We start from the raw sequence: 26209 nt of genomic DNA, 5'->3' as shown, positions 1-26209 counted from the left end.
GGTGCAGTTGAGGCATTTTGGGTATATGTGTTATTGTTTGTAAGCTGTTGAAATTAATTAAGAAATAAATTATTTATTTGATGTGTGAACCAGTTTTGTGCGAAAAATAATTTATAAAAATTTTTGGGTTAATTTATTTATTCTCGATTTTAGATATGCAAGTAGGCATATCTAAACTTTAGTTATAAAAATATTAGTGGTAACAGGTGTCCAAAGTTGATAAATATTAAATAAACAGGGAGTAAAAGGTAGGTTATTCGATGAATAAGATTGTTCCTCTCAAAAAAGATAATACTGGCAGTAACCATGAAGCGATACGATTGAGGCGACACTTTCACCAAAATCCAGAGACTGGCTTTACCGAATTCTGGACAACCAGTGAAATATGCGACTATTTGTCTGAACTGGGTTATGAGATTCACTATGGAAAAGATTTATACCGATCGACCTATCCTAGTATTCAACATATTTCTGAGGTAGCGCAAATAGATAAAAACAAGGTGGATAGCGCTTATCAGACTGCAAAAGCATCACTTCCAGAAAGCCCATGGTTGGCAGAAATGGAAGGGGGATTTACTGGTGTCATTGCGATTCTTGATTGTGTGGAGAAAGGACCGATAACGGGTTTTCGTTTCGACATTGATGGTTTGCCAGTTCAGGAATCGAGCGGCAGCGAGCATATCCCTTCTAGGGAGCAGTTTGCCTCTCGAAACAATAACATGCATGCCTGTGGGCATGATGGGCATACGGCGATAGGTCTTGCTTTGGCGAAGCAGATAGCGGATAACCGGAATCAATTATCTGGGCGTTTTGTTCTGGTGTTTCAACCATCAGAAGAAGGACCGTCTGGAGGAGAGGTCTTTGCCCGATTCGATATCTTTAAACAACTGGATTATTTGGTGCCACTGCATATCGGCATCATTGACGAACGAAAGATAGTATGTGGTTTATCATTTTTAAACGTGAGGAATTGCCGGGTGATATTCAGAGGTAAAAACGCCCATGCAGCAGTAAGTCCAGAGTTGGGTAGAAACGCTTTGCAAGCGGCCTGTACTGCGGTCACTAATCTTTACGGCATCTCGCGTCATCGAGAAGGAATGAGTCGGCTCAATGTTGGTCAAATGTGTTCTAATAATCCGACTAATATCATTTCTGATCATGCTGAATTTGAACTGGAAGTAAGAGGGGAGCAAAATAAAATTTCTCACTACTTGTTTGAGCGGGCAAACAGTATTATTCGTGGCGCTGCCGCTATGTATGATGTTGAGGTAGAGATCGAAGAACTTGGAGAATATGTCTGTGCCGATAACTCTGAAAAGAGTGTGTCACTGATGAAAAAGGCCGCCATCAATATCGGTTTGGATCAAGATGTTATTGTTGAGAGGAAATTGACCTCCGCCAGTGAAGATGCCACCTTTCTGATGAATGCAGTGAATGAAAATAATGGCTCGGCGAGTTACCTATGCCTCGGCTCACCAACCTATGGTGGTCATCATCATCCTAGTTTTGATTTTGATGAGGATATGCTGGTGTATGGTGTTGATATTCTTTTTGAATATATTCGTTGTAGCCAACCTAGCCACAATAACTCATTGAGTCACCAAGCTAAAACTGCGTAAATCCCTTCTATTTCAGAAGCTAAATGGCGACCATTGACGATCAATGTTGATGGTTGCCATCTTGGGTTTCTATTTCTACGCGAGCCATAAGGTTTTTGGCATTCTATCTATCGATGCTATGTCCTGAATATCGCGTCTATGTATCAAGTTTTTTATGATAGCGCTTACTTTTGTATATTGTCTGTTTGGCACTGATATTGAGCGATTTAATTCGTGATTAATAGGGGGTTTAGCTAGTCATTATGGCAACAGTTTAGCGGTAAAATAACGCTATTATGTCGGTAAAATAAAAGGAAATCAGCCAGTAATAACTGATAACACGGAATCAATAGAGCCTTGTAACTTCTGATTTCTTAATAGAATAAGTACTTACTAATCGATGTGGGTGTGATATTAACTTATTGAATTTAAAAGTATTTATTGTTTTTTTTACGGTGTAAAGCCTAGGGTTTGGAATTAATATAATCGACTAGATCGCAGTTTCCTTATTTAATTTCATCAAATTGCGAGACAAAAGCTAAGCTAGATCACTAACGGTGAATGATTTGGTGAGTTATCTGTGACTTGGTAGCAATAAATAGAACTATGGTGTTGTTCTAAAATTAAACAGTATCCATTATCACGTTAATGAAAGCGCTTTCAATTGTTGAGGCGATATATTGAGTTAATAGGGTGGGGTATGAATAAAAATGGCAAGTTTAGGCTATCTAATGTCGCTATGTGTGTAGCGTTGGGTCTGACATTAGTTGGGTGTAGTAGTGATGATGACGATACGGTAGTAACGACACCGTCACCTTCAGAAGAGTATGTTGCAGATCAAGGGTTTCATATTTCGCCAACACAAGGCGTATTTAGTGGCGAGGATGGTGAACAACCTCAATTTGTTGTTCCAACCAACGCCCAAACGCCCATTGTTACCTCTGATGTCGCGACACAAACGGACTCGACACGAAATGTGGTTCAGTTTACGACCGCTGATGACGCGGGTTTAGTGGCTGGCTTCGATGTGGGTAGTATCTCGATAGATAGTCTTCCAGAGGAATCTACGATTGAATTTGATTTACGTCTGGTCGGCGTCGCTTCAACGTCAGCGTCGATGACACAGTACAGCGATAGCGCAACCCAGTGGACTTTTTTGGTTGAAGGGCAGAATTCTAGTGGTGCTGATGTCACGTCTACAATTGATTTCGTATCAGAACCCACAGAAGAGTGGGGACATTTTGTTTTTACTAAATCCGAGCTGATCAACAACAATGCTGACATCACCAACATTGTGGCGATTAAGATGTATCCAAATAAAGATGCGACAGTTTACAACGTGGATAACGTGGCCATTTATCCAGAATACCGAGACTCGGAGGGACCTAAGTTAACCCTTATTGGTGGCGCATCAATTACCCAACTTAACTACCCTGATGCCGTCGATGTTTTTGAAGATCCGGGCTATTCTGTCACCGATAATCAGGATGATCCCACCGAAATTAACGTTAAGCAAACCTATGGTGATTTAGGTGAAGTGGATGCGGATAGCAACGGTACTTATCAGATTACTTATAGTGCGGTTGATACAACGGGTAACGTTGGAAAACCGGTTACGCGAACAGTGATTATTGAGGCGGCACCGGATGTTGAAAATGACGTCACGCCACCAGTGCTAACATTAAATGGTGCTGCTACTGTGCGTGTAGAGCTTGACGGAGAGTACGTTGAACTCGGTGCCACCGCGAACGATGATGTTGATGGTGAAATTACCGACATTACCATTACGAGTGATGTTGATGTACATACTGTCGGTGATTATACCGTGACTTACACGGCGACGGACAGCTCGGACAATACAGGTAAGGTAGAAAGAAGCGTCACGGTTTATCAACCTGTCGAGTCTGAAAACCTTGTTGTAAACGGCGACTTTTCTACCGAAATAGGTGAAGAATGGATTCTTGATCAAGGTGAAGGTAAGACTGAAATCGTCGACGGTCAGCTGGTCATTTCTGACTTTACACCAGGGGCAACATGGCAACCAAGATTGGTTCAATCCTCGGTAAGTTTAGAACAGGGACAAAGTTACGTTGCAACGTTTGATGCAAAAGCGGGTGAGGCTCGCAATATCGTATTGCAGATTGGAGAGTTGTTAACCGCTGATCCTTGGTATTTGCCTATCATGGACGACACCACTGTGGGACTGACTACTGAAATGGAATCATACAGTATTCAATTTACTGCCAGTGAAAATGCGGCAAATCCAGGGCACGTTATCTTTGCGGTCGGTGGCGGTGCGGCCACGCCTATTACTCTCGATAATATCTCCCTAGCGGCGGTCACGGCGGAAATGATTGCGCCCGAGATCACTTTAACTGGTAGCGCTGTGCGTATGGCGGTCGGTGATGAATATGTTGAACCGGGCTATTCAGCAACGGACAACGTAGATGGCGATTTGACCGCATCCGTTGTTGTCACAGGTGATGATTTTAGTACTTCAGAAGTGGGCACGCATACCGTGACATACACCGTAGAAGATTCTGATGGCAATGAAACGGTGGCAGAAAGAACGGTCTATGTCTTAGCGGCAGCAGATATCGATAACTTAATGATTAACGGTGATTTCTCTTCTGGTTTAGAGGGTTGGTTACTATTTGGCACTGATGCAGAAGTGATTGATGGCGCAGTCAAATACACCACAGGAGTGATTAAGAAAGAGCGCTTTGCCCAAGGTTCGATCGAGCCTGGTGATGAATTGGTTGTCTCCATGAAGCTAAAGGGTGCATTCACCGATGGCGGTGTATTTAAAGTTGGTCTTCACAGTGAGTCAGCGGAAGATTCGGGTCTACCTGCTGCGTCTCAATGGGCTGAGTATTGGTCAGTGAGTTCAGACTGGCAAACAGTAGAGATCCCTTGGACACTTGGAGAGAATGCCGATTCGATTTCTGTCGAATTACTGGTTACAGGTCCGACGGCACAAGAGGTCTATTTGGATGACATCACAGTAAAACACGCCACTTTTTAACCTGATATAAACCTAGCCTCTTGGCGACCTGCCAAGAGGCTAATTTTCTCGGCACTTATCTGTTAAGCCGTTAGTGACTTCCATGACCCGCCAAGCCCCCGCCACGACGATTTGCTCACTCGCGTTGAGCATAGAATCGTTATCTAAAATTAGTAATAATCTTCGTTTGCTTTAAAATTAAGGTGTATTTTGTTTAAAATATGCCTATTTGTATTTTTATAAGTGGTGATTAAGTGACAAGGCAAAAAATCACACAGCTGGTAAATGATCGCATTAAGCAAGATGGGATGCTTGAAACTGGGGTGAAGGGCGTGAGTCTTTTTAAAGTGACCAATGCTATCCCGTGTACGCCAGCAGTTTATGAACCCACGGTGATTGTCATCCTAAGTGGTCGCAAGGAAGCAATTTTAGACGGTGAGCGATTCATTTATGACAATAGTCGCTATATGTGTTGTACGGTTTCGTTACCGGTGGAAGCGGGGACACCTGACGCTTCTTCAGACGATCCGCTGCTGGGCGTTGCGATCTCATTGGATACCAAAGTGATGACCGAATTGGCGATTGAGATGGAAACCAGTGTCGGTGCGATCAAGCAACCGAAAGGGGGAGCTCAGCCACAGAGCTTGTCGCTGGCGAATTGGGATGATGGCTTTTCTGATGCGTTGCTACGTTTGCTTCAACTCGATAACGAAATGGATATCGCTATCTTAGGTGAGAGCCGACTGCGGGAACTATACTTTTCTGTGCTTAAAGGGGATGCCGGCATTTCAGCACGACGTGCCTTTGGTATTGGTAATGAGATAGCACGCGCAATCGAATATTTGTCCATGAATCTAGCCAAGAATGTCACGATTGATCAATTAGCCTCGTTGGTGAATATGAGCCGAGCTGTATTTCATCGCAAGTTTAAAGAAGCCACTCGAATGTCGCCGATTCAGTTTATGAAATCTATGCGCTTGAATAACGCTGCGATGAAGATAGCGGCGGGTATGAATGTCAACGAAGCGGCAATGGCGGTCGGTTATGTGAGTTCGTCTCAGTTTAGCCGCGAATTCAAGCGAATGTATGGTCAATCACCTAAGCAATGGAGTCAATCGGAAGCCTTGCTTGAGAACGTCGTTTAGTCCACCTTTTAAGTTAATGACCTGTTGTTGAGATAAATAGGCAATTTTTAGAGACGATATCGTCTAGTTTGTTGTGAGTGCGCGAGATAAGGTACATGACATAGCAAATAAAGCAGGTTATTCATCATGAGAAAGCGAATCTTGTCGATAGGAGCGAGCATGGTAGTTGCAGCAACATCATTGGCCAATGACATCAATAAAGAGTTATACCAATTGGAAAACACGGTACAAGATCACGAAGGCAATGTTTATCGCACCGTGACTATTGGCGATCAAGTTTGGATGGCTGAGGGGCTACGAGTGACTCAGTTCCAAGATGGCTCAAAGGTGAGTTCCGGCGCCATTCCTAAAGATGAACCGGAGAACCTGCTTAAGTACGGGCGATTGTATAACTGGCATGATGTTGCGGATGAGAGAAACTTGTGCCCTGAGGGATGGCGTGTAGCAACCGATGAAGATTGGAAACGTTTAGAGCGCACAATTGGGATGCCCGAAGAGGAACTTGATCAACAAGGTTGGCGTGGTGGCGACCAAGATTTGGGCGTGCAATTGAAAGAGGCGCAAGCGGATGGTCTATTCAAAAAATTCGACCCTGAAAAGATCAATAAACACCAATTTTTCGCTAGACCTGCTGGTGTAAAATGGAATGGTTTTTACATTACTCAAGGTGCTTATACTGAGTTTTGGACCGCAACCAGTGCAACCGACAGAAATGCGATTATTCGCACCTTGGCGTATTCTTGGTGGAATACGCATAAAGGGGAAATCCGCCGTGCGACCAGCTCTAAAGATTATATGTTTTCGGTGAGGTGTGTGAAGGTTTAGGCGCTAGGTGCTAGGTGCTAGGTGCTAGGTGCTAGGTGTGATACGACTCTAATTAAAGTAGACGAGATCCTAGATTCTAGGACCTAAAACCTAGTCCCTTTATTTTTCTATTCCGATACAAATAGGCATCTTTTAGCGACTAATTCGCCTTTTATGTTGTCTTGGTGAGATTTATAGTAATAATCATCAAGGCGTGGCAAGTTGAACAGGCGTTGTCATTGTCACGGTAATCGCACCAGTATCAGTAGGAATCAACATTATGACTATCAACAATCCATTTGGCCCTAAAGGTTGGACTCCAGAACGACTTCATTCGCTTGTAGGTAAAACCTATCTTATTACTGGTGCCAATACCGGTGCGGGGTTTCAAGCAACCAGGCTGCTGCTCGCTAAAGGGGCGCAGGTTGTTATGCTGAACCGCAATCCCGCCAAGTCTGAGGCAGCGATTGAGCAATTAAAGCAAGAGTTTGGCGAACAAGCGTTAGTGAGCTTTATACGCATGGACTTAGCCAGCCTAGAGTCGATTCGTGAAGCCGCCGCACAAGTGTTACAAACCGTACCAAAGATTGATGCCTTAATGTGCAATGGTGCCATTGCGCAGGTTGCCCAGCAACAATTCACCGTCGATGGATTTGAAAGCCAACTCGGGGTGAACCATTATGGTCACTTTCTGCTTTGTGGTTTGCTGTTTGACAGAATTGATGAATCAAACGGTCGTATTGTCGTTGTCTCAAGTGAGGGGCATAAAATGGGGCTGAGAACCATGCAGTTTGACGATATGAATTGGGATAAAAACTACCACCCCAACAAGGTATACAGCCAAAGTAAACTGGCACAGATGATGTTTGCTTATGAGTTACAAGACAAAATTCAAGCCGCGAATAAGCGTGTTCAAGTCTATGTTTGTCATCCGGGCGCTTCCAATACCTCGCTTATTCGCGATAGCGCCAGTCTAATGACCCGATTGAGTTGGGGACTGATGGTGAAAATCGGTTTAGCGCAGACGGCTGAGAAAGGGGCTTATCCTGAGGTTATGTGCGCTACAGAAGAAAACCTTAAGCAACGTGCCTACTACGGTCCGACTGGGTTGATGAATTTTGGCGGTCCAGTGGGTGAAGCCAAATTAGAGTCGTTCGTGTTGGACAAAGCGGTGCTGACCAAATTATGGACGCTTTCTGAACAACAAACGTCGATGCAGTGGTCATTGTAATTCCTGATGACCACTATACCCAAGTTACCGCAAGATGCAGAGTTCAGATCCTAGATGACTTTATATCAAGGAAAAGATGTGAGGGAATGGTCAATCCTATCAAGCATATTTTTATATACCTCAGCTCATGAAGCGACATTGCTTGTCGCTTCAATAGAGTGCTATGGGATAGCGTTTTAGTTAAACAATGCAAAAAGTAAAATAGATAGACACCATCAAGGTGTCTGGTATTGTATTTCTGAACCAAGCAATACTAATCACTCGTGCCCATCGGTATTCGCTAGAGCGCTACATAAAAGCCATCAAGTCGACGACAACACAGCCACTAAAAGACCTACTCGCTTCTGAGGTAAAGAAGTTAGATATAAACCTAGGCGTAATTAAAGCAGCAACTCTTCGCCACGACACGTTTCCATATTCATCCTCCTCAATGCAATATGCATTTTATCGCCAGCAATCAAGTTCGATTGGTGGACTACCAAGCTACAACATCAATCGTTGATAAGTGGCAAATTCCTTTGATTACCAATGATAAAGATGGGTATTTAGATAACCCAGACAGGTTGATTTGCCAAGCAGTAAGACTCTGGCGGTAGCGGACACTGTTACCGATCTTTTGCGGTGTCATCAAATGGCAATTGAAATAGTGTCATCGCATGTGCATCTATCACCCAACTCGCAATTAACGGGCTATTGACTAATAAAAATTCACACGCTTAACAGTTAGTCACTATATTTATAAAGGCGATTTATTTATAAAGGCGATTTATTTTTAAAAACGATCGAATTGCAACGGCGATTTAAGTGTAAAGGTTATTTGGAGAATAATATCCATGTCTGAAAAGAACAATCCGTCAGAGAGTGAAGTGACAGAACAGCAAAAGCAAGGTCAGCAAGCCAAGCCGGACAAAATAAAAAAGCTAACCAATTATATGTTGGGCATTGTGGCATTTATGCTGCTATTTAGTATTGTCTCAGACCGAATTATTCCATCAACGGATAACGCTAGGGTAAAAGGTTACGTTGTACCGATTAAACCGCAAGTTTCTGGACAGGTTCTTGATATCGTGGTTCAGCCAAATCAGTTAGTGAAACAGGGCGACGTATTAGCCCGGTTAAACCCAGCGGATTATGAAATTGCGGTGGCTCAAGCAGAACAGAACTTACAAATTGCGGGGCAAAATGTCGGCGCACAGACCGCCAGTATCTCCTCTGCGCAAGCTCGATTAACCAGTGCCAATGTTGAAAAAGAAGCGGTTGAACTGCAAACCAACCGGATTTTAAAAATGGCGGAGCGAGGAGTCGTGTCAAAAGCCGATGCCGATGATGCTAGAGCGAAACTTGCCGGAGCACGCGCCAATGTGCTTAATGCTCAAGCCGACCTTGAACGAACCAAGCAGCAATTGGGCGGAGACGGTGAAGATAACAGCCAGATCAAAGCCGCATTGCTGGCATTAGAGCAAGCGCAACTTAACCTTGAACGTACCGTGATCACGGCACCAACCGATGGTGGAGTGTCTAACTTTAGCCTGTCAGAAGGCTTTTATGCCTCGGCGGGACAACCTTTCATGACCTTTGTCTCGACAGGCAGCATTTGGATTGAAGCCTATTTCCGTGAAAACAGCCTAGGTAATGTAAAAGCGGGCGATGAGGTTGAAGTCGCGCTTGATTTTGCGCCGGGTAAGGTGATCAAAGGAAGAGTGACCAGCGTCGATTGGGGCGTGGACTGGGGACAGAGTAATCAAGCAGGTAAACTGGCGCAGGCGAACAGTCAAACGGGCTGGCTTCGTCAAACTCAGATGTTACCAATCTTGATTGAGTTCGAACATCAGCACACATCTGGTTTGCTTCGAATTGGCGGTCAAGCGGATGTGATTGTCTACACCAATGATAATGCGATTTTTAACGCGTTTGGCAAACTGTGGATCCGATTTGTGAGCTTTATGTCTTATGCCCGATAGTCAAAGCCTCAGTCCTGCCACACAAACCAAGATAATTCGCTATGCCGTAGCGGTCGGTTTGGCGGTATTTTTGGCCGCCTGGATCGATTGGCCACTGGCGTTTGTAGCGCCTGTGTTTACCGCTAAGTTTTTAGTGGATCGACCTAAGTTTAATCGAGAAACCGTGTATGAATTGATACTGGCGATGGTCGTGACCATCTTACTGGGGTTATTTCTCTCCACGGGAATTACCAAGTATCCGATCCCTTTGTTGATCCTTGTCGGTTTGATGATGATGTGGAGCTACTATTTATTCACCGACCCTAAATGGAACCTGTTTGCCACCATTCTTATTATCGCGGTATTGATGCTGCCGTTTATGGCGATTGCCGATCCCGGTGTTTCGGTATTTTTAGCGGTTGGGTTATCCAGTTCTGGTTTAGTGGCTGTCGCGATGTTTGCCCTAGTGCATATCTATTTTCCCGAGGAAGACAATCAGTTTACCGGATTTTCCGCATCACCGTTAACGTCTGGACAGCGATGGTATGCCTCACTTCGCGCCATGATTATTTCGTTTCCAGTGGTGTGCTTTTTCTTCATTTTTCAAATTTCTTCAGCATTGTTGACTATGATGTTTATTGCCCTGTTGTCGTTGATGATCACCAGTGAAAAATCAGTCAAGTTAAGCGCTTTTTTAATTGTGAGTAATCTGTTGGGGGGCGTTATCGCTATTGCGGCATTTTTAATATTGAGTTTGGTTCCGACCATCGCGTTTCACACTTTGTTTGTCGCGACGATTGCCCTGATTATTGGCAAGCAGATCTACACCCAACCTGCGAAAGCGCCGATCTATGCAACGGCCTTTAGCACCGTGTTGGTGTTACTTGGCAGTACTTTGATGAGCTCGGGAGATATCGACAGCAATATGTGGATACGAATCATCCAGCTTGCTGTGGTGAGTATTTATATGATTTTAGCGTCACTGTTTTTGGAAACACGAACTTGGTCTTTTTTACAAAAACAGTCACTGTGATTTTGGAAGAAACAAGAAACAAGAAACAAGAAACAAGAAACAAGAAAAAATTAGGAATGCAGTCCCATACCCATATAGAAGTCTTACCTAAACAAGGATAAGTTATGAAAAACGATGCCCAATTTTCCCGTAATGCGATCGATGCTTTTATCAAGATTGCCGCGATTTCTATTTTGGCGATGTGGTGTTTTGCTATCCTAAGACCTTTCATATTACTGATCGTGTGGGCGGGGATCATTGCTACGGCACTCTATCCCGTCGTGACGTGGCTTAATCGAAAGTTTTCTTTGTCGACTTCAAAGGGGAGCGGGTTGATTGCTTTGGTCGGGGTACTATTGCTATTGATTCCCTTGATATTGCTCTCCACCGGTATTTATTCGAGCACCACGGATGTATTCGCCCAATATCAACAAGGCACACTGACGATACCCAAGCCGAATACATCCGTTCAAGAATGGCCCTTAATTGGCGAAAAAGCCTATGCTGCGTTTTCACTCGCCGCCTCCAATCTTGAACTTGCCATGTCGAAATATAGCGAAGAAATCAAAGCCATTGCTGGCAAACTCGCGTCGTTACTGGGCTCGTTAGGCGGTGGCTTTGTCCAATTTATTATTTCGACCATCATCGCTGGCGTGTTTATGTCGAACGCGGAAAAATGTGAAAAAGGCTTTGAGATGGTGGCGACTCGATTAGCGGGTGACAGAGGTAAAGAGTTAACTCAGTTATGCAAAACCACCGTGAGAAGCGTGGTACAAGGGGTGATTGGCGTAGCCGTGATTCAATCCGTCGCAGCAGCGATAGGGCTTATGGTCGCTGGCGTTCCTGCCGCTGGGCTTTGGGCGTTCGCGGTTCTGTTGATGGCCATTGTTCAACTGCCCCCGATTCTGGCTTTATTGCCAGCGATAATTTACCTGTTTAGCGTGGATACCACTACCACCGCAGTACTGTTTTTGATTTGGTCACTGGTGGTCAGCGGCAGTGATGCCTTTTTGAAACCGATATTGCTAAGCCGTGGCTCTGATATTCCGATGCTGGTGATACTACTCGGTGCTTTAGGCGGAATGGCGATGTCAGGCATCGTGGGACTGTTTGTTGGTGCGGTTATTCTGGGCTTGAGTTACAAACTTCTCGTAGCTTGGCTGGAAGCGGTGAATACACAGGTTAAGGAATAAACCCAATGCAGACGATTTCATTAGTGCCGCGAGACACGGTAGAGTTTTTTGCCGACATGCTGCATGAGATCGACCATCAACCTTATGAGCTATTGCGAGCGGCAACGATTCCCAGTGATATTCACTTTAATCCCGATTACCAATATTTACCGGAATCTTGCCTGAAGAACTTTTTTGAGGTGCTAACCGCGCATCTTTGTCAACAGCGCCTCGCATGGATATTTTATCGAGCTTGTAAAGAGACCTGTGTACCAAGACTGATAGCTTTGATCACCGAGCGCTCAAGTTTGCAAGCGGCTTTACAGCAGTTTTGTACACAACTGCAGACTCAATCAACGGGCAGTCACTGTTATTTAAAGCAAGTAGCAGGCAAGTGGTGGTTTATCCGAGAGAAATCGGGTGAGGATGAAGCTTGGTTTAGAACCGCAGAGACGTTTGCCGTGATCTGTATGGCGGAACTGCTTAGGACATTGACACAAGATGACTGGTGCCCAAAAAGCATTGGTATACAAAGCGATGCGACTGACGCCTTATCGCAACTCCCTTTGTTGGCAAATGCTCAATTTTTTATTGGGCGCTCAGCGACAGTCGTCGAAATATCAACAGCCTTGGTATCTAAACCAGTGAGTCTTGCTACACCGTTTATTCACGTTGACCAAACCGCCACGCCCGACAATCCCATGAGTTTTGCAGAACAATTTCGTATGTCTATTACGCCTTATCTTTCTATGGGTAAGTTGCCGATTAAAATCGCCGCTGAAATATTGCGGCTTAACGTTAGAACTTTGCAACGTAGACTTAAGCAAGAAAACATCATCTATAAATCGTTCATTGAACATTTAGTGTTTGAGCAAGTTTGTCAGCGCTTGAAGCGAGGTGATGAGAGTATTACTCAGATCGCCAATCGTTATGGTTATTCTGACGCTGCTCATTTCTCGCGGTCATTTAAGCGAATTTATGGTGTGTCACCCTCGCAATATAGAAAAATGCCAGACTTAATCGGGAGGTAACAAAATTGTTCAACCGGCGATTCTTGTTAAAACGGCAATTTTTGCTTAAACGGCAGTGAATGTGGGTGTTTTGTGTTGTGTCACCTAATGGCAAGTAAGCTGAGGTGATTGAGCCTACAATAGCGTCATCTTGTTGAGTTATTCCATTATCATCATAGCGGAGAGTAAAATACATGAGCACATCAGAGAAAGTTTACGGTTTTAACACACCACAACGTCTATTTGTTGGTTATACATTGGCGGTGTTGGTCGATTTGACTGTACTTAATCTATATAACGAGTTCTGGAGTTATGTCACTATCAGTTCTTTCTCGGTGTCGCTAATGGCGGCGATCTTGCTGCAGTTGTTACTCAAATTATCAATCAACCTTGAGCATAGAGTCGCGGCGTATTTTAAGACCAAGCCCGGTAAAGCCCCTAAGGTGTATCGCGCTATTATTACTTACATTATCTTGGTCGGTTCTAAGTTTGTGATGTTGGAAGCCATTAATATCGCTTTCGGGGATTTAGTGCAATTTACCGGTCCAATTCACGGTGTGGTCGCTTTCTTTAGTGTTGTGATTACTATATTGGTGGCTGAGGTGATTATCTCTAAGATTTATTTCAAGCTAGGTGACAAATAATACGCTACTGACGCTGAGTTTACTGAATGGTCGTTCCAAATAGGGGACGACCATTTTTATTTCTACAGTGCATAAACGTCACTTTAGCGACAAGAGGGGTTTTCCCTGTTGCAAGGCTGATAGCAGTAAGGTGTTGATATGGCGCTAAAAGCTTAGCCTTCACTTTCTGCAAGCGTTTACTAAGTGAGGCTATGATGTAACTATCGGCGAATACGCTGTCCACGCTCCCGTGGCGAGTCTTGCTCTCACTGAAATTCGGTCTGTTTAACTTCGTCTAATTGAGCTAAAAAAGCCAAATTTAGGTCAATATCGTGTAATTTTGCCGATTGAAATTATTGGTCTTATCGCTTGGGATTATATCTTTCTCGCAACAAACGTAGACGTTTGTCACAGTTCTAAAAGATAGATCGTTATTAAATCGGGCGATTCTATTTTGTGTGAGCGCTTTCTATTTTTTGCTTATTGCCTAAGCATATTTCTGTACAGAGTTTTATCTCAATAATATATTAATTTTGAAAGACGTATCGAGGTGATGGAACTTCTGAACGTGAAACAAAAAATTTTACACTGCAATGAAAGCGCTTACATTGTGAAGAAAAATCGCAGATTTGCTCAATGAAAGCTCCCACAAGGTGCAACATGGATAAAAAATTTAAACTCCTCTCTACAGCCGCACTACTGACGTCGATATCAACCCCTTCACTAGCGGGTTGGGAGGTTCAGTGGATTGATAAATTTGAGGGTTCGGGTGTCGATTGGGACAATTGGACCGCGCAAACAGAGGCAAACTACAACAACGAGCTTCAGTGCTATACCGATGATGACTCCTCTGATAATCGTAACTATGAAGTGTCTGATGGCACGCTAAAAATCATCGCGCGTAAGAATGAAACGTCCACATATTGCAGTACGGTTGGTGAGTATAAAACTTGGACCTCAGGTCGACTCAATACCAAAGATAAGCAAGAGTTTCTTTATGGGCGCATTGAATCCAGAATTCGTTTTCACGATTTAGATGCGGGGACATGGCCGGCATTTTGGATGCTAGAAAACCGGATAAATCAACAACCTATCGCCAATGACGATGATTTTGCTTCTTGGCCAAACTTTGGTGCTGGTGAGATCGACATTTGGGAGTGGTTCGCGAACGAACCTGATCTTTATATTACCAACTTTTTTAATAATTCCACCTTTTCTGGCAGCGACACCGGCGCTTGTGGTAGCAAAATTGTTTACAACTATCCGAATGGTTCACAGGATGTGCTTGATTGGCATGTTTACGCTATGGAGTGGGAGCAAGACCAGATCGATTTTTATATTGATGATGTTAAGGTCGCTACGCAAGATATGAGTGGTTGTACTCAGTATCAAGAAGATATGTTTGTGCTTATTAACTTGGCGATGGGTGGCAACTTGGGCGGTGACGTCGATGCCAACCTTACCAAGGCAACCCTTGAAATTGATTATGTTGCGCACTGTAAAGAAAGCGCTTCCAGTGATTCTAGTTACTGTAATGAAGAAGCACCACTGGGTGAAGACGGTACCGACCCTGATCCTCAACCAGAGATTGAAAACGCCTATATCGCTTATTCCGGAGAAGACGACACATTTGGTATGACTTACTGGGGTGATACATGGGGGACAGGCACGTCTATCACACAACTTTCAGAGACTTACGAAAAGAGTTACGAATTGACTCCGGGTACAGGTTGGGGCGCGTCTTGGGCTGTAATGGCTTGGGGTAATGATGTGGCTGACAGTATCGATATCTCCGACTACTCAGTGGCTAAGTTCAAAGTGAAATCTGGCAGTTATGACAGTGTGAAAGTCTCGGTACAAAACGGCAATGATTCTGATACTTCAGAAAGTGTCTATCAACTGGCTAATGGGACTGACTTAGGTAATGGCTGGGTCGAAATTTCAGCTTCGCTACCAAAATTCACGGGTATGACTTGGTTAGGCTTGATGTTTGAAGGCACGGCTACGGTTCAGATCGCAGATGTTTACTTATTAGGTTCGACAGATGGTGATGAAGACGGTGGCGGTGATGACGGCGGTGGCGACGATGGCACACCGGAAGAAGACAAAGTACCCAGCGGTGTAAGCAGTGGCGGTAGCCTCAACGTTTTTGTGCTGTTACTGATGGCAATGTTAGTAATAGCGAGAGCAAAAAAGCAGTCAATCATCAGACGCCTGTAATGAATAGGCGATGATAGATCAGCTGTAAAAATAAAAGTAACCGCTTTCTATTTGTTGAGGTAAGGATTTCTTGGGGCCTCTGCAAAATATTAGAAAGAATTAGTGAGACAAAAGGTTAATTCTATAAGGACTTAAATCAATGAAACATAGAAGAACTCTCATTTCAGCCATGGTTGCCAGCGCTTTGTTGGTAGGGTGTGGAGATGATCCAAACAGTGATAATGATGGCGGTGGTACTAATCCACCGGGCAGCAGCATGTATACACTGTCTGTGACAGTGGTGGATGAGATCAGTAACAACAAGGTAGAAGGTGCCGATGTCATTATTGATGGTGAAACGGTCACCACGGATAGTGATGGTCTTGCTGAATTTGAATTGGCTTCGGGTACCTATAACGTCGAAGTTGATGAAGCTGAAGGTTATTTTAACGAATACGCCAGCGTTACTGTTTCCGGCGATAAATCAGTAACATACGAACTCGAAGAGTATGATGAATCGGAAGCTGAAGGCGCAACGGCATCCATTGCAGCATCGGACAATGGTGACGCATTGAGCTTTGCTTATCCTGAAGATACTTGGGGATCAGGCTCAGCGATTGCTGCGGGATCGGATAGTAACTATTCTTCGCTGTTTGAGGTTACCAGTGGCAGTGATTGGGGTGCTGACAACGCGGCTATCGCTTGGGGTAATGAAGCCAGTGATACCATTAATATCAGTCAGTACACGCATGTTTCATTTAAGGTAAATCCGGATTCGTTTACGGAAGACCTTTCTACTATGGCAATCACTTCTAGTGCTGTTGTGACCGTGTCGATTCAAAGTGCAACAGAAGAGACTGTCGAAGCTGATTATCCACTTTCATCAGGTACTGAACTTGAAGATGGTTGGATTGAAATGGATATCGCATTACCAGATTTTCAAGATATGACTTGGCTTGGTCTGATATTCCCTGGTAATGGCACCATCAAAATCACGGATGTTTACTTTGTTGAAGAGCGTGAAGGGACACCGGATGACGACGATGTTGTTGAGCCGGATCCCGATCCAGACCCAACACCGGATCCTGATCCAGAGGTAGGTGAACCTTCAGTACCGAGTGACAATGACGCATTCATTGCTTATTCAGGGCAAGAAGACACGTTTACGATGGGTTATTGGGGTGACACTTGGGGTTCTGGTACCACTTATACAGAACTTACAGATGCCGACTATGAAAAAGCGTTTGACTTAACGCCAGGAACGGGTTGGGGCGCAAGCTTTGCGGTATTGGCTTGGGGTAATGATGACCAAGACGAAGTGGATGTTGACTCGATTGATATTTCTGATTACACCCATGCTCGCTTCAAAGTGAAAGCGGAATCGGCAGAAACCGTTGAAGTCTCAGTGCAAACCATTGGGGCAGAGTCTAAGCTGGAATACTCTCTATCAGACGGCACCACGCTAGCGAATGATTGGGTAGAGATGGAAGTGGCTTTACCGGGTTACACTGAAATGACGTGGTTTGGCGTGAGTTTCTCGACTGAAGAAACGGTGCAGCTAGCGGATGTCTATTTTGTGGCTGGGGAAGAAGATACGACGCCACCAGAAGTGACAGAACCAGCGACGCCAGCACCAACTCCAGCTGACTATGGTGATGACGAGGTATTCTCTTTCTATAGTGATGCATACACTTCTGATGGCACGATTGTTAACTGGTCAGAAGATTGGTGGAATGCACCTACCTACAGCGAAAATAGCGTTGATGGTGATAACATCGCGAGCTTTGAAGTGATTGCTGATGGTGGTACAAGCGGCATCGTACTTGAGCAAGCGGATGTGTCAGCTTACAAAGATTGGAACTTTGATCTCTATGTCGAAGAAGGCGCAACTACAGTTGAGTTGAAGCTAGTGTCTGTAACGGGTGAAGCTCGCTACACAATCACTCCACCGATTACCGGTGAGTGGACCAGTTATCGCCTATCTATGGCCAATGATCTCACTCAAGGGGATACTGCGTTAAATACCACTCAATTAGAGAAAATTGGTATTCAAGTTTGGGGTGAAGTCGGTAAGTCAGTCCATCTTGATAACATTTACTTCTCGGGCGAATCAAGCTCGTTTGAATTGAGTGTGACAGTGGTCGATAGCAATGGTGCGCCAATTGCAGGAGCGATGGTTTCTGTGGGCGATAATTCGACAACGACTGATGCAAGTGGTATTGCGACGCTAACTCTGACGGAAGGTGACCAAACGGTCATGGTTACTGCGGACGGATATGGTTCGGCATCGTTTACTGAAACCGTCGATGCTGATGTCAGTACCGATATTACACTTGATGCGCTTGAAGCTGCGCCAACCACGGCTGCGACCGATCCAACGGTTGATGATAGCACGGCTTATGCGCTTTACAGTGATGCCTTAGCCGTTGATCGCGCACCATCGAACTTTGTTGAAAACTGGTGGAATGCGCCTGATTTCTCGGAGGTAACGATTGCGGGTAACAACACGATTCAGTATCAGATTATCTCTGGTGGCGAAGAGGGTGGTGTTGCTGGTATTAGTTTTGGTAACCCAACCAACGACGGGTCTTATGTGGATGGTTCTACATTCAGCAAGCTTCACATTGACGGCTATGCAACAGCAGGTATCCGTTTAATCAAGCTGCAAGTTGTCTCTTCTGGTGGTGCTTATGTCGTTGAGTTTACGCCAACGACAGGTGAGTGGACTGATCTTGAGATTGACCTATCCGCAGCGGGTGAGAACTTTACACCGTCTGAGCTGCAACAAATTGGTGTACAGCTTTGGGGCACAAGTTCAGATAGTTTGTATGTAGATAATATTTACTTCTACTGATCGCAGACCAAGGCAATATGTGATTGACTAAACAATCACTAAACACTTGTTATTCAAACGGCTAATTCATTGAATTAGCCGTTTTTTTGTCTGGTAAGAAAATGGTCAGGGTCCTTTATGACGATGATACCCGCGCCATTAGCAGTCATCTTCGCCACTCGTAGTCGCTCGCACCATTAGCAATCATCCGCGTCATTCACAGTTGTCCACGTCATTCACAGTTGTCCACGTCACTCGCGGCCGTTCGCGCCACTCGCGGCCGTTCGCGCCACTCGCGGCCGTTCGCGCCACTCGCGGCCGTTCGCGCCACTCGCGGCCGTTCGCGCCACTCGCGGCCGTTCGCGCCACTCGCGGCCGTTCGCGCCACTCGCGGCCGTTCGCGCCACTCGCGGCCGTTCGCGCCACTCGCGGCCGTTCGCGCCACTCGCGGCCGTTCGCGCCACTCGCGGCCGTTCGCGCCACTCGCGGCCGTTCGCGCCACTCGCGGCCGTTCGCGCCACTCGCGGCCGTTCGCGCCACTTGCGGTCGTTCGCGCCACTCGCAGTTGTCCGCGTCATTCACAGTTGTCCGCGTCATTCACAGTTGTCCACGTCACTCGCAGTCGTTCGCGTCATTCACAGTTGTCTCCGCCATTCGCACTTATCCCCACTATCCAAATCATCCCAACCCCCTTCGGTCATCCCTTCGAAGGAAGGGATCTTATCACCGCGAGTACAGGTCTAAACGAAATCACCATAGCCTTAGTAGGTGCTAGGTCATCGCTAATTGTGAGGGGTCGCTGTAGTTTGAACTTTATTGGTGGCTATGTGTTGAGAGTAAGGTGCTATGCACAGCTCACAACCTTTGTCTGTTGTTTGAGATGCGTGACCGTTATCTGGGATGAAAGGCAGTAAAAAGGGCAGCGAGGCTGCCCTTGATGATTGGTGGGATAATCGAAAGGATTACTTAGAGAAGTTTAAATCAGTCACATACAGGGTATCGCCGCTGTTTCCGCCTGATGCGAAGATAGCTAGCTGATTAATGGTACTGGTATTCAATCCAAGTTGGCTAATATCGTAGCTAAACGTTGCCCAATCTGTTGAGACACCCTCTAAGGTGATCTCTTTTGATGCGCCTTGTGCAGTACCGACAAACAGCGTGACCTTTTCAAAGGCACCTACCGTCGCGACCGATAAGTTCAGTGTGTGATAGACAGTCGTATCAAAATCGAACTGCTGAATTTCACCGTACATATCACCACTAATGGCTAGAACAGCACCCCAACCATCAGACTTAGTCATTTCCCACGAATTTTTGCTGCTGTAAGTGGTGTCAATCACAATACCTGTGTTGGTAGACCACTCATTAAATGATGCGTTACCTACATTTAGGTGAGCACTGTCATCAAATGTCATGTCTGACTCATCAATAGTCTCGGTAGCACTGATCATAGTGAATGCATCACCGTAGTCATTGAAGTCTGTCTCGCTCTCATAGCCAGAATCGTAGGCATAGAAGTCAGTGACATACAGCGTTTGACCGGTTTCAGCGGCGTCAGTATGGGAACCAAAAACAGCGATTTGATTGATGTTGGCAAGATCAACACCCACAGCGGCAAGGTTGATATCAATCGTGTTCCATTCGCTTGGCTCTGCTAGGCTAAATGCGACTTCTTGTGACGACTCGTTCTCACCATTCTTAGCCACGAAAGAAACTGCGTATTTGCTGTAGTTACCTTGTGAAGCGACTTTAAGCGTTATATTGGTGTATTCAGAGAGATCAACATCAAGGTTGTCGATAGTGCTGCCGTCGGAAATATCGCCTTGCAGTGCAATAACGCTTCCCCAACCACCATTACCAACCATTTGCCATGCAGAGGTGTCGAGATAGGTTGCATCCATGTCTAGGATAGTACCTGTGCTCCACTCACCAAAGATAACGTTGCCAGCACTGGAGGAATCATCGCCGTCTACGACTAAATCAGAAGGCATTGCGCTATCTGAATGAACGAAGACGTATTCATTCTCAGTATTGGAATCGTAAGACTTATCGAACTCTTTGGTGAACTGGAAGTCAGTGACATAGAAGCTTGATTGGTCTGTGGTATCGGTCATACCCATCACGGCGACATGGTCGATGCTCGATAGGCTTAAACCAAGATCATCAATATCAACACGTACGTCTTGCCATGTGGTGACGTCGCTATCATTGACTGGCAGAGCGTATTCTTTTGCCACGCCGTCGCCAGACACGACTAACTTATAGCCACCGCTAAAGCTGCCTTCTGTGGCAATCGCTAGGTCAAGATAATTGAAGTGGCTAAAGTCGCCCTCAAGACCATTGGCGTACACCAACACAGCGCCCCAGCTACCAATGCCGCCAGAGGTAATTTGCCACGCTTTTTTACCGTTAAAATCCACATCGCCTTGCAAGACTGTGCCGGTATCCCACGTCTGTATGGTGGAATCGCTAAAGGTAACATCGGTGGCTTCGGTGTCGGAGTAGATAACGAAAGCGTCGGTTTCTGTACCCGGATCGCCGCCATCGTCGCCGTTGCCGTCTGAATCTGCAATGTAGACGTCAACAAGGTCTACCGATGTCGCTTCAGGGAACATCAAGCCAACCCAAGTTAGATTGGAGTAGCCAGGGAAAGAGACTTCCATCTCGGTCCAGCCATTACCCAGAGAGGTACCATCAGAGATTGAATAGGTTTGTTCGTAGTTAGATGACGAACCGACACTGGCAATCGACACCGTGATCTCGTCAATTGAGTCGCCTTTAACTTTAAATCGAGCGACATCAAGACCCGATGCATCGATGGCGTCAGCGTCTTCGTTGCCCCAAGCAACGACCGCGTTATTGGTTCCCCAATCGCTACCATAATTGATGCGCAGTACTTCACCATAGTCGCTATCCGACACGGGTTCTATGGTGCTGCCACTTCCCCAGGTATCGCCCCAATGAGCAAAAGATACATTAGACTCTTGCTCAGAGTGATAGATGTAGATTGAACTGACCGGAGTTGATGGGTCAGTGGGTGTGGTGTCATCGGTTTCGTTTGGATCGTCACCGCATGCAGTCAACAATACTGTCAGTGCTGCGGTAGAAATAAAATTCAGAGCTTTCATCCGTCATCTCCGTAATGTCTAAAAAGTAAAAAACAAAATGTAATCGCTTTCTTTTATATTCGTGGAGTACGGGCTATCGGGTCAACGCTAAAATTGTATACCTGCAATTGACGTCACAGTAATGATAGAGACTCGATATTGAAGGGTGAATTGCGTTGGATTTATCGAACTACCTCAGCATAGAAAATTGGCGCTTCAGTGAGTTGACTAATGGTCTATTATTAGCCGTATTATGTTAATGTTTTGATTTAAAGTCACATTGTCAATAATTCCACGTGGCTTTTAGCCTGTAAATAATTGAGGAAGCCAAACGTTTTTTAAGTGAAAACTCAGCGTGTAGTGATATAAAACGGTTTGAATATTGATGTATCGTAATGTGGGGTTGGGTAGTAATAAAGTGAGATATTAAGCGTTTAGAGAGCCAACAGTTGCCGATTTTCATCTGATTATCTTTGTGAAATCGCTTACATTAATCTTGGGGTTATCTTTGGACGTCGGAGTTAATAGTGATTGATAGCAGTTTATTCTGCCTAAAGCCGTTTTATTGCTGCTTAGGGTACTCTGTAAAAAGTGAAATGCGATCTGCGAAAAATAAAGTACGAAAAATTATCGACGAAAGGTAAGGTGCAAATGTAATAAAGCCCGCCGATGACAAGAAGGTCAACGGCGGGCGGGCTTTAGTTAGCTTAGAACTTAAAGCGTTCGATCTGCCCATGTAACTGATCGGCGACTTCGATCAGTTCAAGAGTGGCATGCTCAAGATGGTTAGCATCTTTTGATAAATGCTCTGCATTGGTTTTTAGACGCTGCATATCATTGGTGACCGTGTGAGTGATGTTAGCTTGTTCTTCTGTCGCACTTGCAACTGCGTAGAATTGGTCATGGATGCTATCCATCACCTGCGCAATATCTTCCAGAGCATTACTGGTTTGTTCAGCGGAACGAATGGTCTCTGTCACCTTGCTTTTGCTGTTTTGCGTCGATAAATAAGACGCTTCCGCCTTCTGTTGCAATTCAGCAATGATGGTTTCAATTTCGGTGGTGGAGTCATGAGTTCGGCTCGCCAAAGTGCGAACCTCATCGGCGACGACAGCAAAGCCTCGACCCGAATCACCGGCACGTGCAGCCTCGATTGCAGCGTTCAGCGCTAACAGGTTAGTCTGTTCCGCAATGCTTTTAATCACATCGAGTACACTGCCAATATTGTCACTGGCGACTTTCAATGCCGACGCTTCCGTTGCTGTCTGCTCTAATGTTTCGACTAGGGAGCCGATACTGGCAATGTTTTTGTCGATAGATTGACGGCTATGGCTAGACACTTGTTGTGCCTTTTGTGTTTGCTCTACCGTGAGCTCAGTGATATTGGCAATCTCCTTGGTTGCAATATCCACTTGATTAACATTGTTTACGGACAATTCAGTTAGCTGAAATTGATTGTCGGCACTTTCAATGGTGCTGTCTTTGGTAACCCGTACTTTTTCTGAAACTTGGCTGAGTTGCTCTGTTGCTTTTGCAACGTCGGTGACAATACTCTGGATAGTGGCAACAAAGCTGTTGAAGTTTTTACCTAAATCACCAATTTCATCTTTCGATTGGCAAGGAGCGCGTGAGGTAAGATCACCTCCGCCAGTGGCAATTTCTCTTAGTACATTGTTTAGATGGTCAAGGGGCTTAATGACAATCGTGCGGATTAATAGGTAGATGGCTAAAGCGAGCAGTACGATATATTGAATGGTATCGCCAATGGCAGAAAAAATAGCCGAATTGATTTTGTCCGCCATCACTTGATGAGAAAAGCCAACAGCAATAGAACCGATAGGCTGGTCATTCCATGCTAGTTCTATCGTTTCGACCTCGTCTGCTACCACATTCATCGGTGTCGATAGGGGAATAGCGCGCTGATCGACAACATTGATGTAAGCGATAATGGGGTTGGAAGAAAAAGCGCTAATAATAGACTCGATCATCTGTTTGTCGATCACAAAAACCGGCTCATTAAACACAATCGCCATTTGCTGTTGCAGTGCGATTTTCTCAGCCTCAAACTCATTATGTAGACTGTCTTGGGTGTTGATGAGTTTAGTGGTATTGATGATGGCACTCACCGCAATAACGACAATAACGAGCATCGTAATAATTTTACTGGTAATAGTTCTAAACATTATTAATACCTATCGGTTAGTGGATTGAACCAGAAACGGTCGGGGAGTGATTGAGTTTTGGTGGATAAATCGTTGTTGTGTAAATCGAAGATGGTGCGCGTATTTAGGTTGGCTTGCTTTAAAGCGTTATTGACTTCTGGATTGGCAAAGAAGAGTTTTGCAAAGGTTCCATCGTCGATCATTTCATCAAAAATCGCGCTGAGATGTTGAGCCAATGCTTCGTTTTCCCGACTCACAAAAAAGAAAGAAGGCATTTTATAACGGAATAATACATGCTTATCGACCGCCAAGTTGTACTCGGGGTAGCGTTCCGCTTCTGCATATGCTTCAAAGGTACCGCGAGGGAAGTAATGACAGCGGTCAGCTTCCAACATGGCAAAGAGATTGTGGTACTTCATGCTCTTTGCGACCACAATCCCATTTTCTTCCAAAATAAAGGTATCCGACCAAATTTTCCCCTGGCATGGAATATAGTTTTTCATCTCAGGAAAGGTGCGGACTTGAGCGAGAATATCTTGTTTATCTTGTTCAACCAGTGCGATGCGCATGCCTAATAAACCACGGTATATTGGGAAGTACAGCGCGGTCATTTCTTGCTCGTAATCACTGGTGGTTCCGAGCCAAACAATATCTAAAGCACCCGTTTTGACATCGGCAATGAGCTTGTTAGTTGCAGGCTCGGGATCATCGCCATAAGCGTATTCTAATTCAGAGTAGATCGGACTGCGTCGCACCGCCTCTGATAACAGGTTAACGGCCAATTTACTCTCATCAATACCGGTTTGAATGCGTAACGGCTTAGCAAATCCCGGACTGCACAGCGAAAGCAGAACACCCGCGAGAAGACAATGTTTTCGGAACATGTGTATTATCCTTTTACAACAGCGTGTTAAATACAACTATGTGTTGAATCCAAATATGTGTTAAATCCAGCAGCGCATTAAATATAAAATGTGTTAAGTATAAAAATGTGTTAAAGCTTGCTCCAATTACTCTCCCCAAGAGAGTGAGGCACTATACATTTATGCGCTGGCTTTATGCGCTGGATTCATAGGCGATAGCTTTGTATGGCAATCGCTTTTTTTGTCATCGCTTTTGCTGCGATAGTTTTCCATCCAATGGCTTTGATACAGTGTCTGAAATCTAACAAGCGAAACAGCGTACGATTATATAGTGAGAACGATGTATTGAATGTGATCTACTTTAAATTAATGAAAGCGCTTACAAAATAGGTGAAGTAAGCAGCACAATGGTGACTTGTCAGCGCTAGGTTCGGAATTGTTGACGATAATTTCTTGGATTGACTAGGAATTTCTGCTTAAAGCACTTAGAGAAGTAGTTGCTGTCCGAATACCCGCAACGTTCGGCAATGTCTTGAATCGTCGCTTTTTTTTCTCCGCATAATAGTTGACGCGCAAACTCTAATTGCATGTCTCTTAAATAGTGGTTGGGTGAGGTATTGAGAAATTGTCGAAAAAGGCGTTCGAGTTGACGTTTACTGATATAAGCCGCTTGTGCAATTTTGCTGCTAGTAATGCTGGTGTCAGCAAAGTTTTGCTCGACAAAAACCAGAGCGCGACTTAGCGCGAGCGTGGTTTGTGGAAGCTCCTCATTTTGTTGTTGGTACAGGCGAACAAGGGAGATCACTAACTGCTGCAATAAACTCGTCAGCATGACATCAAAGCCACTATTCGCAGCAAGGTATTCATGTTTAATTTGTGCCATTAACTCAAGGATTGAAGCGAGTTGTGATGGGCTTAAGGTGAGCATGGCTCGATATTCAGCAGACTGTCGTGCGATAGGGTCGACCTTGAACATCGCTTGATAACCGGGCTGCTGGCGCATGGACAGGGTCTCAAAAAAAGGCGTATCGGCATCAAACATTAGGTTGATAATTTTAAGCTCATCCACACTGGTAAAGCTGTGTTCTACATCGCCTTTGATAACAAAAACATCGCCGCCATTGAGCGAATATTCATGCTTGGCCACGGTGTGGGTTCCGCTACCACTCACCACTAAAAACAGTTCGGCGAAATCGTGTTTGTGTAACGCAAAGTCGCATTGATGATGTCCATCAACATACGCAAACTTCAATTGATTATATCTTTGATGTGACTTGAGTTGGTAAGTGATGCTCATGTCGCAAACTTCCTTATTAATGTCGCAATATTAGTAGAATGCCGTAACTTTGAAGAATACTATTCAAAAATATTAAAATAAAGCGCTTTCACGAAGGTGTTGTCTGCAATTTGAACTAAAGCCAAATAGGCGTTAGCACAACAGCGTGACAGTGGTTTTGATTGAATTTGTTTTGGCACCCAAGTCTTTGGCATCTATCGACAAATAGA

Annotated in this window: 16 protein-coding genes; 12 read left to right on the top strand and 4 right to left on the bottom strand. The window is 44.8% G+C overall.

Going from position 1 to position 26209, the window contains the following annotated elements:
* The first annotated feature begins 260 nt into the window (after positions 1-260).
* The 12 genes from L9Q39_RS17760 (at position 261) to L9Q39_RS17705 (ending at position 18592) form a co-directional block, all read left to right on the top strand.
* The gene (locus tag L9Q39_RS17760; protein ID WP_237486422.1) at positions 261-1619 is read left to right on the top strand and encodes an amidohydrolase; all 1359 of its coding nucleotides are present in this window, start codon (positions 261-263) and stop codon (positions 1617-1619) included.
* Positions 1620-2298: 679 nt separating this feature from the next.
* Positions 2299-4623, top strand: a complete 2325-nt coding sequence (locus L9Q39_RS17755; RefSeq protein ID WP_237486421.1) for an immunoglobulin-like domain-containing protein — start codon at positions 2299-2301, stop codon at positions 4621-4623.
* A 233-nt stretch (positions 4624-4856) separates the two neighbouring features.
* Positions 4857-5747 (top strand): AraC family transcriptional regulator, encoded by an 891-nt coding sequence (locus tag L9Q39_RS17750; RefSeq protein WP_237486420.1) that lies wholly within the window; start codon positions 4857-4859, stop codon positions 5745-5747.
* A gap of 159 nt (positions 5748-5906) precedes the next feature.
* Positions 5907-6572, top strand: a complete 666-nt coding sequence (locus L9Q39_RS17745) for a fibrobacter succinogenes major paralogous domain-containing protein (protein WP_237486419.1) — start codon at positions 5907-5909, stop codon at positions 6570-6572.
* A gap of 259 nt (positions 6573-6831) precedes the next feature.
* Positions 6832-7782 carry an SDR family oxidoreductase gene (locus L9Q39_RS17740; protein ID WP_237486418.1) on the top strand — a complete coding sequence of 317 codons (951 nt, stop codon included), beginning with the start codon at positions 6832-6834 and terminating at the stop codon, positions 7780-7782.
* Between the two features lie 833 nt (positions 7783-8615).
* Positions 8616-9743, top strand: a complete 1128-nt coding sequence (locus tag L9Q39_RS17735) for an HlyD family secretion protein (protein ID WP_237486417.1) — start codon at positions 8616-8618, stop codon at positions 9741-9743.
* Positions 9733-10755, top strand: coding sequence for a DUF2955 domain-containing protein (locus L9Q39_RS17730; RefSeq protein ID WP_237486416.1), 1023 nt, complete (start codon positions 9733-9735; stop codon positions 10753-10755). The genes L9Q39_RS17735 and L9Q39_RS17730 overlap by 11 nt, the downstream gene beginning before the upstream one ends.
* A gap of 104 nt (positions 10756-10859) precedes the next feature.
* Positions 10860-11927 carry an AI-2E family transporter gene (locus L9Q39_RS17725; RefSeq protein WP_237486415.1) on the top strand — a complete coding sequence of 356 codons (1068 nt, stop codon included), beginning with the start codon at positions 10860-10862 and terminating at the stop codon, positions 11925-11927.
* Positions 11928-11932: 5 nt separating this feature from the next.
* Positions 11933-12937 carry a helix-turn-helix transcriptional regulator gene (locus L9Q39_RS17720; protein ID WP_237486414.1) on the top strand — a complete coding sequence of 335 codons (1005 nt, stop codon included), beginning with the start codon at positions 11933-11935 and terminating at the stop codon, positions 12935-12937.
* Between the two features lie 173 nt (positions 12938-13110).
* Positions 13111-13560, top strand: a complete 450-nt coding sequence (locus L9Q39_RS17715; protein WP_237486413.1) for a hypothetical protein — start codon at positions 13111-13113, stop codon at positions 13558-13560.
* Between the two features lie 639 nt (positions 13561-14199).
* On the top strand, positions 14200-15759 hold the full coding sequence (locus tag L9Q39_RS17710; protein WP_237486412.1) for a glycoside hydrolase family 16 protein: 1560 nt from the start codon (positions 14200-14202) through the stop codon (positions 15757-15759).
* 139 nt (positions 15760-15898) lie between these two features.
* Positions 15899-18592 (top strand): carboxypeptidase regulatory-like domain-containing protein, encoded by a 2694-nt coding sequence (locus L9Q39_RS17705; RefSeq protein WP_237486411.1) that lies wholly within the window; start codon positions 15899-15901, stop codon positions 18590-18592.
* A 941-nt stretch (positions 18593-19533) separates the two neighbouring features.
* Here L9Q39_RS17705 and L9Q39_RS17700 read toward each other — a convergent pair.
* From L9Q39_RS17700 to L9Q39_RS17685, 4 genes are all read right to left on the bottom strand, one after another.
* Positions 19534-21699 carry a hypothetical protein gene (locus tag L9Q39_RS17700; RefSeq protein WP_237486410.1) on the bottom strand — a complete coding sequence of 722 codons (2166 nt, stop codon included), beginning with the start codon at positions 21697-21699 and terminating at the stop codon, positions 19534-19536.
* A 686-nt stretch (positions 21700-22385) separates the two neighbouring features.
* Positions 22386-23861, bottom strand: a complete 1476-nt coding sequence (locus L9Q39_RS17695) for a methyl-accepting chemotaxis protein (RefSeq protein WP_237486409.1) — start codon at positions 23859-23861, stop codon at positions 22386-22388.
* A 2-nt stretch (positions 23862-23863) separates the two neighbouring features.
* Entirely contained in the window at positions 23864-24724 is an 861-nt protein-coding gene (locus L9Q39_RS17690) for an ABC transporter substrate-binding protein (protein WP_237486408.1), read from the bottom strand.
* Between the two features lie 403 nt (positions 24725-25127).
* A complete protein-coding gene (locus L9Q39_RS17685) occupies positions 25128-26000 on the bottom strand; it encodes a helix-turn-helix domain-containing protein (RefSeq protein WP_237486407.1) in 873 nt (290 codons plus the stop codon).
* Between the last annotated feature and the right edge of the window lie 209 nt (positions 26001-26209).

This window comes from Vibrio hippocampi, assembly GCF_921292975.1.
Taxonomy (GTDB): Bacteria; Pseudomonadota; Gammaproteobacteria; order Enterobacterales; family Vibrionaceae; genus Vibrio; species Vibrio hippocampi.
Note: the sequence above shows the minus strand (reverse complement) of the source record. Positions and strands in the feature narration are given on the sequence as shown.

What these genes read in the sequence shown, in the direction of transcription:
- L9Q39_RS17695 (WP_237486409.1), bottom strand. Translation starts at nt 23,861, where the DNA reads ATGTTTAGAACTATTACCAGTAAAATTATTACGATGCTCGTTATTGTC.
- L9Q39_RS17760 (WP_237486422.1), top strand. Translation starts at nt 261, where the DNA reads ATGAATAAGATTGTTCCTCTCAAAAAAGATAATACTGGCAGTAACCAT.
- L9Q39_RS17740 (WP_237486418.1), top strand. Translation starts at nt 6,832, where the DNA reads ATGACTATCAACAATCCATTTGGCCCTAAAGGTTGGACTCCAGAACGA.
- L9Q39_RS17755 (WP_237486421.1), top strand. Translation starts at nt 2,299, where the DNA reads ATGAATAAAAATGGCAAGTTTAGGCTATCTAATGTCGCTATGTGTGTA.
- L9Q39_RS17690 (WP_237486408.1), bottom strand. Translation starts at nt 24,724, where the DNA reads ATGTTCCGAAAACATTGTCTTCTCGCGGGTGTTCTGCTTTCGCTGTGC.
- L9Q39_RS17710 (WP_237486412.1), top strand. Translation starts at nt 14,200, where the DNA reads ATGGATAAAAAATTTAAACTCCTCTCTACAGCCGCACTACTGACGTCG.
- L9Q39_RS17745 (WP_237486419.1), top strand. Translation starts at nt 5,907, where the DNA reads ATGGTAGTTGCAGCAACATCATTGGCCAATGACATCAATAAAGAGTTA.
- L9Q39_RS17730 (WP_237486416.1), top strand. Translation starts at nt 9,733, where the DNA reads ATGCCCGATAGTCAAAGCCTCAGTCCTGCCACACAAACCAAGATAATT.
- L9Q39_RS17700 (WP_237486410.1), bottom strand. Translation starts at nt 21,699, where the DNA reads ATGAAAGCTCTGAATTTTATTTCTACCGCAGCACTGACAGTATTGTTG.
- L9Q39_RS17685 (WP_237486407.1), bottom strand. Translation starts at nt 26,000, where the DNA reads ATGAGCATCACTTACCAACTCAAGTCACATCAAAGATATAATCAATTG.
- L9Q39_RS17715 (WP_237486413.1), top strand. Translation starts at nt 13,111, where the DNA reads ATGAGCACATCAGAGAAAGTTTACGGTTTTAACACACCACAACGTCTA.
- L9Q39_RS17725 (WP_237486415.1), top strand. Translation starts at nt 10,860, where the DNA reads ATGAAAAACGATGCCCAATTTTCCCGTAATGCGATCGATGCTTTTATC.
- L9Q39_RS17705 (WP_237486411.1), top strand. Translation starts at nt 15,899, where the DNA reads ATGAAACATAGAAGAACTCTCATTTCAGCCATGGTTGCCAGCGCTTTG.
- L9Q39_RS17735 (WP_237486417.1), top strand. Translation starts at nt 8,616, where the DNA reads ATGTCTGAAAAGAACAATCCGTCAGAGAGTGAAGTGACAGAACAGCAA.
- L9Q39_RS17720 (WP_237486414.1), top strand. Translation starts at nt 11,933, where the DNA reads ATGCAGACGATTTCATTAGTGCCGCGAGACACGGTAGAGTTTTTTGCC.